Here is a 14620-nt window from a genome sequence, read left to right as displayed (position 1 = left end):
ATTTGTAGTCGTTCGGCTATTTCAGGTCGAAGCGTTCGGTGATGAGCGCGTCGTCGCGACGGAAGTGTTCGAGATGCGCAAGCTCGTCATAGTCCAGCCGGTACGCCTGCGCGTAATGCCCGGCTGAACGCACGCGTGCCGCGACGCCGCTCGCCACGAGTTGCTCGCGCACGTCTTCGAGACACGCGGCCAGTTCGTATCGATCGAAACCTTCGAGGATCACCACGCCCACCGCTTCGTTGCCCTCGCGCCCGGCCGGCAATGCTTCGCCGACGCGGATCGGCACGTTCCATTCGGGCGCGGCGAGATGCGCGCCGACCACGGGCGACAAACGCGTGAGGTCATCCACGAGCGCCGCGAGACGCGGCGCATCCTGCCGTGCATCGTCGGCGAAGTCGATCAAGAGCGTCGCCACCGTGCCGCCCGTGCCGCCGCCCGCGCTTGCCAGCACCCAGCAGTGATACGCAATGCGGTCGCGGTAATGCGGGCGCATCTTCAGAAACCAGGCGGTCTCCGTCACCTTGCACTTCGCGTGCTTCTCGTCGGTGAGCACGTCAAGACTCGTCAGCCCGTAAAACGTGAAGAAGCGCGGCATGTCGCCTTGTCCGTCGATACAGCGCCGCGCCCAGCGGATGCCGTCATCGCCGAGATAGGCCATGTGCTCGGGCACGTGGTCGCGCGTGTGCATCAGCGCAAACTCGCGGCCGTAGGCGGGCGGGATGTCGTTCCACATGGTAAAGAGACCGGTGCCGACAGCGATCATTGAAGCTCTCCTCTCATCAGGTGCAAATGCTGGGGCGCGACGCTCAGGGTGATTTCATCGCCGTTGGCGTAGCGTTCGAAGCCGGGCGTCACCACGGTCTGATCGCCGAGCGGCGTTTCCACGCGCAACTCGCGCCGGTCGCCGACGAACGAACTTTCACGCACGCGGCCCGGCACGCCCGCGTGCGAGCGCGCCTGCACGCGCCACGCTTCGGGCCGCACCATGCAGAGCGCTTCGTTGCCGTTGGCGGCGCCCGTCACATCGCCCTTCACGACGATCTGCCCGGATTGCGCCACGACTTCCGTTTCGCCCGCGTGCGAACGCAGCGCAACCGGAAAGAGATTGGCCTTGCCGAGAAACTCCGCGACATAGCGCACCGCCGGCCGGAAATACAGTTCCTCGGGCGCGCCGCGCTGCACGATACGTCCGCGATCGAAGAGAAAGATTTCATCGGCGAGCGACATGGCTTCTTCCTGATCGTGCGTGACGAACAAGATGGTCGCGCCGATGCGCCGCTGCAGATTGCGAATCTCGTGACGCATCTCCACGCGCAGTTTCGCGTCGAGATTGCTGAGCGGCTCGTCCATCAGGATGAGACGCGGATCGGCCACGAGACAGCGCGCAATCGATACGCGCTGCTGCTGGCCGCCCGAGAGTTGCATCGCGCTGCGATCCACTTGCTGACCGAGCCCCACCGAAGCGAGCGTGTCGCGCACGCGCGTGTCGATGGCCGCGTGCGCCGTGCCGCGCGCCCGCAGCGGCAGCGCGACGTTTTCCATCACGCTCAAATGCGGCCAGATGGCATACGACTGAAACACCATGCCGAGTTCGCGTTTCTCGGGCGGCAGGTCGATGTTGCGCGTCGATGAATACACGGTGCGCCCGTCGATCTCGATCTCGCCGCTCGTCGGCTGCTCCAGCCCGGCGATGCAGCGCAAGGTCGTGGTCTTGCCGCAGCCGCTCGCGCCCAGCAGCACCGTGATGGCGTTCGGGCGGAACTGCACCGTGAGATCGTCGATGGCGTGCACGCCGCCGAAGCGCTTGGTGAGGGACTGAATGGCAACGGTCATGGCGTGGACTCTCGTATCGGGTGATCGTATGGCGCGCGTCAGACAATCGAACTCTCGCGGCGGCGCGTGATGACGGCGACCGCCGCCATGACACCCACGCCCATCATCAGTTGCAGCAGCGAAAGCGCGGCCACTTGCGAGAATTGGCCGATCGACCAGGTATCGAAACTGAGGATGGAAAGCGTGCGCGTCTCGGCGGTATAAAGCGGCAGCACGATGGAAAGCTCGGACACGAAGATGCTGTAGATCATCACCCAGCTCGAAATCACGCTCGGCATGATGAGCGGCAACGTGATGCGTGACAGCGCGCGCGTCCAGCCGTAGCCCGAGATGCGCGCGCTCTCTTCGAGTTCGGGATGAATCTGCACGAGACTGCTGGAAATGGCGCGCACCGAGTAGCTGATGTAGCGCCCCACCAGCGCGATGATGATGATCCACACCGTGCCGTACACGCCGACCCACTTCGGCATGGCGACCCAGAAGAAGAACACGCCGAGCGCGAAGGCGAGACTCGGCACGGACATCGGCAAAAGGACGATGGCTTCGATCCATTGACGGCCGCGCATCTTCGAGCGCGTTGTGAACCACGACACCGCGACGCCCAGAACCGTCGTCGCGCTCGCCGCGATGATCGTGATGAGAAGGCTGTTGACGAAGGTCGTGCGCACGTCCACCGTGGTCCAGAGAAAGCGCAGGTTGTTCCAGGTGAAGTGTCCCGACCACGCGTAGGTCGAAAACGCCGCCGCCGCGATGATCGCAATCGGCGCGAAGACCGTGAGCGCGAGATAGCACCAGATCGCGGCGGCGATCGCATGACGGCTCGCGCCGAGCTTCATCAGGCGCGGCCTGAATCCCTTGCCGGTGACGGTGACGAAGGAACGGCCGCGCAGCATCCATTGCTGCACGAGATTGGCCGCGACCGAAAGCACCATGAGATAGATCGCCAGCACGGCAACGATGCCCGCATCGGGCGGAAACTGCTGCAATTCGAGGTAGATGCGCGTGGTGACGAGATAAATCTCCTTCGCCATGCCAAGCAGCACAGGCGTGCCGAAGAGCCCGAGACTGATGACGAACGCGAGCACCGCGCCCGACAGAATGGACGGACCGACCACCGGCAGCGTGATGACGCGCATCGTGCGAAAGCGGTTGAGGCCGGCCACTTGCCCGGCTTCCTCGAGACTCGGGTCCATGTTCCGCAGCGCGCCGGCGACGATCATCATCACGTAAGGCGCGATGTAGATGCCCATCACCCAGACGATGCCGAGATACGAGTACACGTTGAACGGCTGGCCGATGCTCATCCACTTCGCCGCCACGTTGAAGATGCCGATGCGCGGCGCGCCGAACAAAATCCACGCAAACGCGCCGATGAACGGCGGAATGAAGATCGGCATGGCGGCGGCGCGTTCGAGAAAGCCGCGCCACGGCACGTTGGTGCGCACGAGACACCACGCGAGCATGACGCCGAGCGCGGTCGCGAGCAGCATGGAACCGAGCGCGATGACGAGCGTGTTGCCCATCGCGATCCAGTAGCTCATATCGCCGAATACCTTGCCGAAAGCGGCAAGCGATGCGCTGGCATGACCATTGTCGATACGCACGAAGCCGCGCAGGATCAACGCGCCGAGCGGCAGGACGATCAGCACGGCGAGCGCCGCGATGAGCAGCGCGAACATGCCGATCTGGTTCAGACGGCGCGTGGAGATGCCCGCGCGCGCTGCGGGCGCGCGGTCGGCGGCAAGCGGCTGTACGTGATGTGGATTCAAACTTCGCTCCCGAAGTCGACGTGTCAGGACCGGCGGCGCATCTCGTCGATTTCCGCCTGATAGGGTGCGGCCTCGCCATCGATCACTTCGGCGAGGCTCACGCTGCGGCCGAGCCTGCCCGATTCGATCGGCGCATACGCGAGCGCGACATCGGCAAGCGCTTCCTCGCCGGTCACTTCGGGCGCTTTGCCGTGCATCACACAATCGGCGAGTTCGTGAAGCTGAAGCGCGAGAATGCGCTGGTCCACTTCGTCGAAGGCAAACGAATAGGTCCACGGACGCGCATCGCCGAAAAGCGCGGCAGCAACCGGCCCCAGGCGATAGCTCGGCGCGTGCTCGAGAATGCGCGCATCGGCGATGACGGAGCCATCGTCGAGATGAAGCGTGACAGGACGGCCATTGCGGTCGCCCGGCGCCACGATGGAGCCTTTCGAGCCGTGAATGACGCGGCTCTCGCGATGCTCGCCATGTCCCGCGCGATCGTTCACCCACTGGCCGATGGCGCCCGAAGTAAAGCGCAGTTGCGAATACGTGGCGTCGTCGCCGCTCGCTTCGAATTCCGTTGGCATGCCGTCCGGCGCGCGCCACCACTTGTCCGTCTCGGATGCCGAACCGCCTGCGCGCGCGGCCACGCGGCGCGTCTTCTCGTGCAGCCGGCTTTCGCCGTAGACGCTCGCCACGCCGCCCATGTAGAAGCGGATGATGTCCGCGTTGTGCACGCCCGAATCGAGTACCACCATGCCCGATGGCTTTTGATGCCGCCACGGCGTCTGCACCATCACATCGCGCCCGCCGATACTCGTTTCCAGCATCAGGCGCGGCGTGCCGATGGCGCCATCGTCGAGCAGCGCCTTCACGAGCCGGTTGATCGGATCGCGCCGGAAATTTTCCGCGACCGAGAGCACGCGCCCGGCATCCCTCGCCGCATTCACGATCCTGCGGCACTCTGACACCGTGATGCCGAGCGGCTTTTCGCACAGCACGTGAAGGCCGGCCGCGAAGCACTGCAACGCGACGCTCATGTGCGAGCCGGCGTCCGTGGCGATATCGGCGGCAACGATCTCCGGATTCTCGCGCGCCATTTGGCCAATGTCCGCGTACACGGCGGGCCGCGCGCCGAAGAGCGCGGCGGCTTCTTCGGCCATGCTGCGCGCGCTCTCGGCGTTGAGATCGCAGACGGCCGCAAGCTCGATGTTCGCAAGTCCGCTGCGCTTCAGTTGCGCGAGACCGTGCAGATGTCGTCGTCCCATGCCGCTGCAGCCGATTGCGGCGTATCTGATGAAAGCCATGTGTCTCTCTCCGATGCCAGTTCGCTCGATGCAGCCGTCTGAGCGCGGCTGTCTATGTTGTTAGAAAGCGTATCGATTTTGGAAAGGTATTTCAATCGGTAATTGCATTACGGCATTGACGCGCGCATGCTCGTGTTTCGACGACTTCTTCCACGGGGAACGCTCATGACGACGCGCACACAGGCCATGGTCGTTATCCGCCACGACGTGGACGCGGACACGGTCGATGAATATCTGCGCTGGCATTCGTTCGAGCATCTGCCAGAACGGCTCGCCCTGCCCGGCTTCCGGCATGCGGAGCGATGGGAACGTATCAGCGGCGACGGGCCGCGCTATCTGTGCGTGATCGACGTCGATTCCGCGCGCGATCTCGAATCGCCGGACTATCTCGCGAGACTCGACGCACCGACCGAGTGGACCCGCAAGCTGATGCCGCATTATCGGAATGTTCAGCGGGCGTTGTGCGAGACGCTCGTGGATGTCGGCGGCGGCCTGGCGCCTTTTCAATGGTGCATGCGCTTCGATCTCGAGCAAGGCGTCGATATCGGCGACACCATTCGCGAGCTTCGCGACGCACATGCGCTCACGCGCGTGCGGCTCGGCCGCGTCCACGACGCGCTCAGCGGCCGGCAGACCGAGGAAAAGCGCATGCGTGGAACGGAGGATACGGGCGGCTTCGGTCATCTGCTTTTCGCGGGCGCATTGACACGCAATGCGCTGGAATGCGGCGCGGCGGCCATGCAAGACGCGCTCGGAGTATCGGCGGCGGATTGCGACCGCGCGCTCTTCCGGTTTTCCTACGCAAGCACCGCTTAGAACGCGGCGCTTCACTGTCCGGTCCAGTTCGGCTTGCGCTTCTCGGCAAACGCCTTCGGTCCTTCGCGGGCGTCGTCGCTATCGAGCATGCGCCGCGCGAGCGGATAGTCTTCGTGCAGGGTCGCGGCGAGATTCGCTTGCGCAAGGCTTTGCAGCATCACTTGCTTGGATGCCTGAACAGCCAGCGGCGCACACGCGAGAATGTCTTCTGCCAGGGCGCGCGCGCGCTTCATCAGTTCAGCCGCCGGCACGACTTCGTTGAGCAGACCGATGCGGCGCGCCTCATCGGCCGAGATGCGATTGCCGGTCAACACGAGGCCCATTGCGTCCTTCATGCCGATCTGCCTTGGCAAGCGCTGCAAGAGACCGCCGCCCAGCGCGGCCAGTCCGACGCGCGGCTCGGGCAAACCGAATTGCGCGTGATCGGCGGCGACACCCAGGTCGCATGCCGCGAGAATCTCCATGCCGCCGCCGAGACACAGGCCGTTCACCGCCGCGATCAATGGCTTGTAAAGATCGAAGCGATGCGTGATGCCCGCGAAACCCGTCGCGGGCTTCGTATGGTCGCCGCTCGCCGCCAGCGCCTTGAGGTCGGTGCCGACGCAGAATGCGCGCTCGCCGGCACCGGTCACGATGGCGACGCGTAATGAAGCATCGGCGGCGTATCGATCGAACGCTTCGGCCAGTTCCCGATGCGCCTGCGGATGCAGCGCGTTGAGCACCTCGGGACGATCGATCGTCAAGGTGAGGAGCGGGCCTTCGACTTCGTAGCGGCAGAATCGAACCGTTTCGGGTGTCATGGATGCCTCGTCAGTCGAGCGGAACGGTGAGCCGATCGATTACCGCGCGCGTCCGCGGACGCACGCCGCGCCACCATTCGAAGGCTTCCGCTGCCTGTTCCACCAGCATGCCGACGCCATCGGCTACTTGCCTTACGCCGGCATTGCGCGCGAGCCGAAGGAACGGGGTCAACCGTTTGCCGTAGACGAGTTCGTAGGCAGCGCCGTCGGGATCGAACACGCTTGGCGGCACGGGCGGCAAGTCACCCGTGAGACTCGCGGAGGTCGCGTTGACCACGAGATCGAAGCCGCCCATGGCTTCGAGCGCGTCGTATCCGCAGGCCGTCAACGACGCTTGCGCGCCGACTTCGCGCACCAGCGCTTCGGCTTTCGGCACGGTTCGGTTCGCAATGACGAGTTCGGCGGGCCGCGCATCGAGAAACGGCAGCAGCGCCCCGCGCACCGCGCCGCCCGCGCCGAGCAGAAGCACGCGCTTGCCGGCCATCGGCAAACCGAGATTCATCTCGATGTCGCGCACCAGGCCGACGCCATCGAAGTTCTCGGCGACGACCTTGCCGTCTTCGAAGCTCATCGCGTTGGCAGCGCCCGCAAGGGTTGCGCGCTCGCTGCGTTCATCGGCCATGGCGAATGCCTTGAGCTTGAACGGCGCGGTCACGTTCATGCCCTTGCCACCGTCCGCGATGAACGCGCGCACCGTATCGGCAAAGGCGTCGTGCGGTTCCAGCGGTCCTTCGATTGCCGTATAGCGCATGTCCTGCCGCGTTTCTTCCGCGAACAGGCCGTGGATCAAAGGAGATTTCGTGTGGCCGATCGGGTTGCCGATCACCGCGTACCGATCGCTCATCGCGGCCTCGCTTTCGAATACAGCACGCCGTCGGTCTGCATGGCGTCGATCTGCGCCGCGTCGAACCCCAGCGACTGCGCGACTTCCGCGTTGTGCTGACCGAGGTCCGGCCCGACTTCGCGAATGGTCGTATCGCAATCGGAGAACCGGAACGGCAGGTTCGGCAGACGCAGCTTGCCGAAGCGCGGATGCTCCTGCTCGATCACCATGCCACGCGCGATGATCTGCGGGTCCGCAAGCACTTCGTCGATCCGCTGCACCTTCGCGCACGGCACGTCGATGCTGTCGAGCAACGCAAGCACGTCGGCAACGGGCCGCGATCCGACCCAGGGCTTCACCACCGCGAGAATGTCGAGCCGATTCGCATTGCGCCCGTTAAGCGTGTGAAAGCGCGCGTCGGCGCCAAAGCCCGCCGGTGCGCCGTGCGCTTCGAGCAGCGCGGCGAAGCGCTTCCATGCATCGTCCACTTGCGCCGCGATCACGAGGTCGCCGTCGGCGGCGCGAAACACGCCATAGAGCGTCGATGTCGGCATGTCATGACCGGTTTGCTCGGGCACGACGCCTTGCATCGTGTAGCACTGGACCGCGTATTCGTGCATCGACACGAGCGTGTCGTAGAGCGCCATGTCGATATGCTGCCCGCGCCCGCTCTTCACGCGGCCGAGCAGCGCCGCATTGATCGCCGCGACCGCATGAATGCCGGTGTACATGTCGCCGAGCGAGATACGCATCAGGGGCGGCGGCTCGCCGGGATTGCCGATCATCTGCATGATGCCGCTCTTCGCTTCCGCGATCAGCCCGAAGCCCGCGCGATGCGCGTCCGGTCCCGTGTGGCCGTAAGCCGAAATCGAGCAATAGACGAGACCCGGATTGCGCGCGGACAGCTCTTCGTAACCGAGGCCGAGCTTCTTGAGCGCGCCCGGCCGGTAGTTTTCGACGAACACATCCGCCGAGTCGCACAGGCGCTGCATGAATTCCTTGCCGCGCGCATCGCGCATGTTGACGCTGACGCCGCGCTTGCCCATGTTGAGTTGCAGGAAGTAGGCGCTTTGTTCGTCGTCGAGCACGGTTGCATGCTGACGGCCCGCATCGCCGCTGACCGGACGTTCGACCTTGATGACTTCCGCGCCGAGCGCCGCGAGACAGCGTCCGACATAGGGACCGGCCAGAAAGTGGCTGTAATCGACGACGCGCATGCCTTCCAGAGGACGTGCCTGCATTACTTTGCTCCCGGTCGGCGCGGCACCATCAAACGATGCTCGCCATGCTGGACGACCTGCCCGTGCTGATTGATCAACTCCGACGGCAAGATGACGATGCCCCAGTCCGGACGGCTCCTGCTGGCACGCATCGAGCCGATGCGAAACCTCACGTGCAGCACGTCGTCGACCTTGATCGGCAGGTTGAAGTCCCACGTCCAGCCAAGCGACATGCCCGGCAGGAAGCGGTAGTCGCTCTGCGTCTTGAGGCCGTCCGCGATGGACAAGCCGAAGAGTCCATGCGCGACGATCGAACCGAAGTGGCTCGCGTTGGCGTAGTCCTCATCGACGTGGACCGGCGTGTGGTCGCCCGTGAGGTCGGCGTAAGCGAGGATGCGCGCTTTCGTGACCGTGTAGGTCGGGCTCGTGCACTCGTCGCCTTCGTGGGCGTCGTCCCAGTATTTATCGACAATCGTCATCTCATGCCTCCGAACGCGGATCGATGGAAAGCGCCCGTGCCACGCACGACGCGGGCTTGGCCTGAATCAGCTCGACGGCAAGGCCGTCCGGCAGGCGAATCCAGTTGCGTCCCTGCGGCATTTCAGTGACTTCGTGGCGCTGCGCGGCTCGAAGCGCCGCCTCCAGGTCCTCGCACATCACGCCCAGATGGCCGAGCCGGCCTTCGGGCGCGTCATGGTCCGGCTTGTGGATGAACTGCAGTCCGCCGAGCGTCCAGTACTGGCGCGGTTCGTCGATCGTGCCGTCGACTTCGCGCATGGTCATGCCGAGCACGTCCTCGAAAAAACGGATGTGCCAGTGGATGTCCTTCACCCAGATGGCGACGTGTTCCAGATATGCCTTGCTGCCGTTCATGCGGTTGTCTCCTTATTCTTTTCGGTCGGTCATGGCCCGCTCGATGCCCTTGATGCAGGCGACGAGCGTCGCGTTGACGGGAGTCGGCACGCCGCGCCGCTCGCCCCAGCGCACGACCGCGCCGTTGATGAAATCGATCTCGGTAGCGGAGCCTTTTTCCAGGCTTTGCAGCATCGACGTCTTGAAGGCGGGCGAGAGCCCTTCGCCCGCGAGAATCCACGGCCGTTCGGGATCGGTGACGGAAAGCGCGACGCCCGCCGCTTTCGCCACGGCCATCGCTTCGGCAACCGCCGCGAGAGACGTGGCCTTGAGATGCGCGTCTTCATAGAACTGGCCGTAAGTCAGGCCCGTGATGCCCGTGAGCGCGCCGGTGGCGACGTTGACGAGGAGCTTGTCCCACATCGTCCCGAGGATGTTGTCGCTGACCGTCGTGGCGAGCCCGGACGCGTTGAAGGTGTCGGCGATGGCCGCAACGCGCGCGGTAACGCGGCCGTCGAGTTCGCCCACGATGGTCGCCTTGCCGGCCACGCCCGACTCGATATGTCCCGCGCCACGCATGACGCCGCCGACGTATGTCTTGCCGGCCAGCACGCGTTCGCGTCCGACGATTCCCGCCAGCACGTCTTCATGCCCGAGACCGTTCTGCAGCGACAGCACCACCGTTTCGGGACCGATCAGTTCGAGCGCGCCGCGCATGGCGGCATCGGTATGAAAAGATTTGACCAGCACGATGACGAGATCGGCCGCGCCGGCCTCGGCGGCTTGCGTCGTGGCGCGCACGGTGACGCGACGCGAGCCAGTGGCGTCGTCGACGAGCAGGCCGTCGCGGCGCATGGCGTCCACGTGCGCGGCGGAGCGGTTCAGCAACCACACTTCGTTGCCGCCTTCGGTCAGCGCCGCACCGATGGCGCAGCCGAGCGCACCGGCACCCAGAATCGCGATTTTCACAGCCGTCTCCCTGATCTGCGACCAAGATACGGCTCACGGGTCATATCGGCAATGCAATGAATTCAATGACCACATTGCGTTTGGCAATATCACTCGCGCGGCTTGTTCCGTGACAATGGGCCGATGGAACCGATCGAACTTCCCGACCTCAAGCTGCTGCAACTCTTCGATTTGCTCTACGACGTGCGCAGCGTGACGCGCGTCGCAGAGCAGCTCGGACAAAGCCAGCCGACCATCAGCATCTGGCTCGGACGCTTGCGAACGCATCTGCAGGACCCGCTTTTCATTCGTACGCCGAGCGGCATGGCGCCGACGCCGCAGGCCGACGCGCTGATCGGTCCATGCCGGGAGATTCTCGAATCGCTGCGACGCTTCGCTGCATGGGAAATTGCGTTCGATCCATCGACCGCCAAGCGGCGGTTTCGAATCTGCATGACTGACGCCAGTCACATCACGCTGCTCCCGCGGATGCTGGCGCATGTGCGCGCGCAGGCGCCCGGCGTGCGTCTCGATGCGGCGCGAATCGACGGCAACACGGAACGCGCCCTGGAATCCGGCGAGGCGGATTTGGCGATCGGACATGTGCCCTGGCTTGGCGGAGGAATCTACCAGCAGCAGTTATATATGCAGGATTGGGTTTGCCTGACCAACCGCAGCCACCCGAGGCTGCGCGCGAAGCTCAGCCGAAAGCAATATTGCGCCGAGGGACATGTGGCGATCGCAGCCGGCACGGGCGCGCAGTTGCTTGAGCAGGCGCTGCTGCGCGAGCATATCGAGCGCGATGTCGTGCTCGAACTGCCGGGCTTTCTCGGCCTCGGATCGATCATCAAGACCACCGACCTCATCGCCACGCTGCCGCGCAATATCGGCGAGACGCTGGCGCGAGTCAACGACGTCGCCGTTCACCCCTGCCCTTTTCCCGTCGATCGATTTGCCGTGCGCCAGCACTGGCATGCGCGATACCACCACGAAGCAGGCAACCGCTGGCTGCGATCCGTCGTGGCGCAGCTATTCGGCAGCGCAAGCTGATTCGCGTGACGCCATGAAGACGCTTTCAGTGTGCGATTACAACAGTGCGGTTTCGATCCGACACGCTTGCGTATTAACAGCGAAATCACCACACCGATTTCACATTCGGGCGTCACACTTCGATGATTGATTCTTTATGTGCGCTTTCGTACAACAACGAGCTATTTTCCGCTGCGCACAATCGAGCGTCAACGCTGGTTTCCCGGTATCGTTATATCCATAGAGGAATCGCTAAACTATTAGTGCGCGATGACCCCACGGTCGCCAAGCCAAGCTGGGCGCGGCTTCCGGAGCTACCGATTATCTGGCTTTTTAAGTAATTTTTGCGTTGGACGATTTTTAAATTCGGTAATTCGTGACCGCATGCTTATTTAAAACCGTTCGTACTGGATAAATCGCTCAAGTCGGACTGCCGGCGTACCGATAACGCATTCACACAGAACGCAGTAATGAATTCGCAAGGCCGGATGCGGCGCTGCAAAAGCCATGAAACGTGGCTTGCGCCGCGGAATGGCTAGTAAGTAATCGTTGTCGACAAAGAGGAGAGCATCATGGACGCCAGACCGACGAAAATCCCGACCCCCGACAAAGTAAACAGTCCGGACCCGGACCCGGTCGCCGTCGAATTTCTCGCCACCGAGTTGCCCGAGCATGTTCGCGCGTTCTTCGACGAACAGCGCAACTCGACCGGCTCGAAATAGGCGGGCGCGCTGGATCGTCACGCCGTCGTCGTGAAAACGACGCCCGGTGCGCACGGCGCGCACGGACCTCACGGTCTCTTCATGGCAGAAGCCAGGCGAAGTCGCGCCTTATCCTTTTGACGGCAGCGGGGAGTCGTGCGGCAAGACTCGCCTATCCAGGATGAACTCTCACAGCGGTGCGTTATGCTGGCGCTTTTGCATCGAGCCCATGCGCAGCCGATCTCTGACTTCTCTTCTCGCTTCATCTCGCGTGCTCGCGGCGACTGGCGTCGCCGCCTTGCTCTTCACGTTGTCGGCGCCCGTTAGCGCCGATGGCGACGACACCGCCTTCACCAGTCTCATTGCTCTCGTCTCGCAACGGCTTGCGCTTGCCGAACCCGTCGCGCGCTGGAAGTGGGCGCGTCACGAAACGATCACCGATGAACCGCGCGAAGCCGCGCTCCTGAAGCAAGTCGAAGACAAAGCCAGCGCCGCGCAGGTCGATCCCGCGTTCGCGCGCCAGTTCTTTCGCGATCAGATCGATGCCAGCAAGGACGTGCAGAACGCGCTCTTCGCCAACTGGCGCGCGGCGAAGGCTGCGCCAGAAGGCACGCCGCCCGATCTCGCGCATGACACGCGCCCGAAGCTCGATCGCCTGACGCAGTCGCTCATGACCGCGCTCGCGCGCGTCGAACCGCTACGTCAAGCCGACGATTGTCCGCTGCGTCTTGCACAAAGCGTGGCGCGCTGGAAGCATTTGACGCGCTATGACTCGTCGATGAACGATCCGCTCTCGCACGCGTTGTCGCATGTGTGCGCGGCGGGCGGCGTGGGCGCGGTTGGCTAGCTGGTGACCCGATTCCCGACAGCTGCTGGCGCGCATTCGAGTGCGACGAACGCCAGTCCGCGCGCAAGGCGCTCGCCGAGGATGCGATAGGTAGCGAGTTCGAAAACGGGCGCCGAAGCAATCGCCGACAAGGCGCGCGCGTCGACGATACTCCGAGCCGAACCGAGATATTGCCATCGGTCGATGACATGCCAGACGCGTTCGGCCATCGCCGGATCGCGTTCTTCGATTGCGATTGGACCCGCATAGGGCCACGGCGCGCCACGCATGTCGCCGGTACGCGCCTTTGGCACGCGGTTATGCGCCGGCCGCAGTGCCGCCACCAGTTGCGCTTCGGCAAGCAACGCACCAATTTCTCCGCCGGTCGCGCGCCACTCGACGCGCCGCACGAGCGCGGACAAACGCAAATCCTTCGCGGAACGGCGTGGCCCGACCAGATGCGAACGCACACGTTGACGCAAGCGCACGCTTCGGCCGACATATAGCGGGGCATCGTCGTCGCCGCGAAAGACGTAGACGCCGCAGCCAACCGGTATGCGCTCGATCGTGTCTTCATCGATATGAGCCGCGATCTGAAAGCGCCGCGTCACGCGTTCGACGTGCGCGCTCAGTAAATCGGCCGCGTGCGAGCGATGCAGATGCTGCCAGAACTGCCAAAGCAGATCGGCATCGGCGAGTGCACGGTGACGCGCGGACGGCACGAGCGCGTGACGCTCGACGAGCGCATCGAGTCCGTGGCGGCTTTCGGCGGGATACACGGCGCGCGAAAGTTGCACGGTGCACAGCACATCCGGCGTGAAGCGCAGGTCGAGCCGCCGGAATTCGCCCTTCAGGAAACTGTGATCGAAGTGGGCGTTGTGCGCGATGAAAAGCCGCCCGTTCATGCGTTCGAGCAGGTCTTGCGCGAGCGCTTCGAAGGTGGGCGCGTCGCGCACCATGGCATCGGTGATGCCCGTCAATTGCTGGACGAAGCCAGGAATCGGCTTCTGCGGGTTGACGAGCGTGGTCCACTGCGACACGCCGTTTGGCCCGACCTCGACGATGCCGATCTCCGTGATGCGATCGATGCCGAACGTGCCGCCCGTCGTTTCGAGATCGACGAAGACGATGGGATCGGTGGGAAGCTTGAATTCGGCGGGTTGATCGAAATGCATTATCGGACGGCGGGAGATTGCGGGATTCGCGGGAGTAAGCAATGGGACGAGATTGCCCATTCTAACGCAGCGGGGTGACCGGGGCTTTGGTCGCCGAGCAGCCGCGGTAATCGGTAAGTAATTCTGGTCAAGGGAATATATTGTCGGTTTACGTGATTACCCGGATTTACGATTTACGACGCTTGAGTCGTCGCAATAAAAATTTTTTGCGGCGACAGCGTTAAACACGAATTTTGACACAATGGCGGATAACCCTGATTACTTATGGATTTTGGTGATGGTCGCTCAGTCAGCGTCCATACGCCGCCCGAGGCCGCTTCAGCTGGCCGTCAACCGGCGATGGACGCGCCGCGAGCTACCGCGATGGGGCGCATCCTGCGAATCTCCGGTCTCACAAGTCAGAGGTCGATAATCGTTATCGAGCCCGGAAGATAATACGGCGACCGCTGTTGCACATTAACTAATCTGTAATTCAGACCATCCCGATTACTGCTTTCCGTCATCGTTATTCCAAGCAACAGGCAGTGACGCATTAATTA

General features: G+C 63.6%; 15 protein-coding genes. 4 read left to right on the top strand and 11 right to left on the bottom strand.

Going from position 1 to position 14620, the window contains the following annotated elements; translation table 11 throughout:
* Positions 1 to 16: 16 nt before the first annotated feature.
* Genes NCT03_RS03915 through NCT03_RS03900 form a run of 4 tightly spaced genes read right to left on the bottom strand, consistent with a single transcriptional unit; the run spans position 17 to position 4891 of the window.
* Positions 17 to 763 (bottom strand): hypothetical protein, encoded by a 747-nt coding sequence (locus NCT03_RS03915; RefSeq protein ID WP_244827373.1) that lies wholly within the window; start codon positions 761 to 763, stop codon positions 17 to 19.
* Positions 760 to 1833: an ABC transporter ATP-binding protein gene (locus NCT03_RS03910; protein WP_244827372.1), complete on the bottom strand. Its 1074-nt coding sequence runs from the start codon at positions 1831 to 1833 to the stop codon at positions 760 to 762. The genes NCT03_RS03915 and NCT03_RS03910 overlap by 4 nt, the downstream gene beginning before the upstream one ends.
* 38 nt (positions 1834 to 1871) lie before the next feature.
* Complete coding sequence (locus tag NCT03_RS03905; RefSeq protein ID WP_250492000.1) at positions 1872 to 3602, bottom strand: ABC transporter permease; 1731 nt, start codon at positions 3600 to 3602, stop codon at positions 1872 to 1874.
* A gap of 23 nt (positions 3603 to 3625) precedes the next feature.
* A complete protein-coding gene (locus NCT03_RS03900) occupies positions 3626 to 4891 on the bottom strand; it encodes a Gfo/Idh/MocA family protein (RefSeq protein WP_250491999.1) in 1266 nt (421 codons plus the stop codon).
* Positions 4892 to 5056: 165 nt separating this feature from the next.
* On the opposite strand from NCT03_RS03900, the gene NCT03_RS03895 reads away from it, so the two are divergent.
* Entirely contained in the window at positions 5057 to 5707 is a 651-nt protein-coding gene (locus NCT03_RS03895) for a DUF4286 family protein (protein ID WP_250491998.1), read from the top strand.
* A gap of 11 nt (positions 5708 to 5718) precedes the next feature.
* Here NCT03_RS03895 and NCT03_RS03890 read toward each other — a convergent pair whose 3' ends face one another.
* From NCT03_RS03890 to NCT03_RS03865, 6 genes are read right to left on the bottom strand one after another with little or no spacing between them, the layout of a single operon-like run.
* On the bottom strand, positions 5719 to 6507 hold the full coding sequence (locus NCT03_RS03890; protein ID WP_244827368.1) for an enoyl-CoA hydratase-related protein: 789 nt from the start codon (positions 6505 to 6507) through the stop codon (positions 5719 to 5721).
* A gap of 10 nt (positions 6508 to 6517) precedes the next feature.
* Positions 6518 to 7351: a shikimate dehydrogenase gene (aroE, locus tag NCT03_RS03885; protein ID WP_250491997.1), complete on the bottom strand. Its 834-nt coding sequence runs from the start codon at positions 7349 to 7351 to the stop codon at positions 6518 to 6520.
* Positions 7348 to 8571 carry a CaiB/BaiF CoA transferase family protein gene (locus NCT03_RS03880; RefSeq protein ID WP_250491996.1) on the bottom strand — a complete coding sequence of 408 codons (1224 nt, stop codon included), beginning with the start codon at positions 8569 to 8571 and terminating at the stop codon, positions 7348 to 7350. The genes aroE and NCT03_RS03880 overlap by 4 nt, the downstream gene beginning before the upstream one ends.
* A complete protein-coding gene (locus tag NCT03_RS03875; RefSeq protein ID WP_250491995.1) occupies positions 8571 to 9029 on the bottom strand; it encodes a MaoC family dehydratase in 459 nt (152 codons plus the stop codon). Before NCT03_RS03875 ends, NCT03_RS03880 begins: the two co-directional genes overlap by 1 nt.
* A 1-nt stretch (position 9030) precedes the next feature.
* Positions 9031 to 9423: a VOC family protein gene (locus tag NCT03_RS03870; RefSeq protein ID WP_250491994.1), complete on the bottom strand. Its 393-nt coding sequence runs from the start codon at positions 9421 to 9423 to the stop codon at positions 9031 to 9033.
* Between the two features lie 12 nt (positions 9424 to 9435).
* Positions 9436 to 10371 (bottom strand): ketopantoate reductase family protein, encoded by a 936-nt coding sequence (locus NCT03_RS03865; protein ID WP_250491993.1) that lies wholly within the window; start codon positions 10369 to 10371, stop codon positions 9436 to 9438.
* Positions 10372 to 10494: 123 nt separating this feature from the next.
* Here NCT03_RS03865 and NCT03_RS03860 point away from each other — a divergent pair, with 123 nt between their 5' ends.
* The 3 genes from NCT03_RS03860 (at position 10495) to NCT03_RS03850 (ending at position 12927) form a co-directional block, all read left to right on the top strand.
* Entirely contained in the window at positions 10495 to 11400 is a 906-nt protein-coding gene (locus tag NCT03_RS03860; RefSeq protein ID WP_250463810.1) for a LysR family transcriptional regulator, read from the top strand.
* Between the two features lie 551 nt (positions 11401 to 11951).
* A complete protein-coding gene (locus NCT03_RS03855) occupies positions 11952 to 12101 on the top strand; it encodes a hypothetical protein (protein ID WP_244827361.1) in 150 nt (49 codons plus the stop codon).
* 208 nt (positions 12102 to 12309) lie between these two features.
* Positions 12310 to 12927, top strand: coding sequence for a chorismate mutase (locus NCT03_RS03850; RefSeq protein WP_250491992.1), 618 nt, complete (start codon positions 12310 to 12312; stop codon positions 12925 to 12927).
* Here the strand turns inward: NCT03_RS03850 and NCT03_RS03845 are convergent.
* Positions 12924 to 14081: an exonuclease domain-containing protein gene (locus tag NCT03_RS03845; protein ID WP_250491991.1), complete on the bottom strand. Its 1158-nt coding sequence runs from the start codon at positions 14079 to 14081 to the stop codon at positions 12924 to 12926. The genes NCT03_RS03850 and NCT03_RS03845 overlap by 4 nt on opposite strands.
* Between the last annotated feature and the right edge of the window lie 539 nt (positions 14082 to 14620).

The organism is Caballeronia sp. GAWG1-1 (genome assembly GCF_023631465.1).
In the GTDB taxonomy this organism is placed as follows: domain Bacteria; phylum Pseudomonadota; class Gammaproteobacteria; order Burkholderiales; family Burkholderiaceae; genus Caballeronia.
This window is presented reverse-complemented; position numbering and strand designations above follow the sequence as displayed.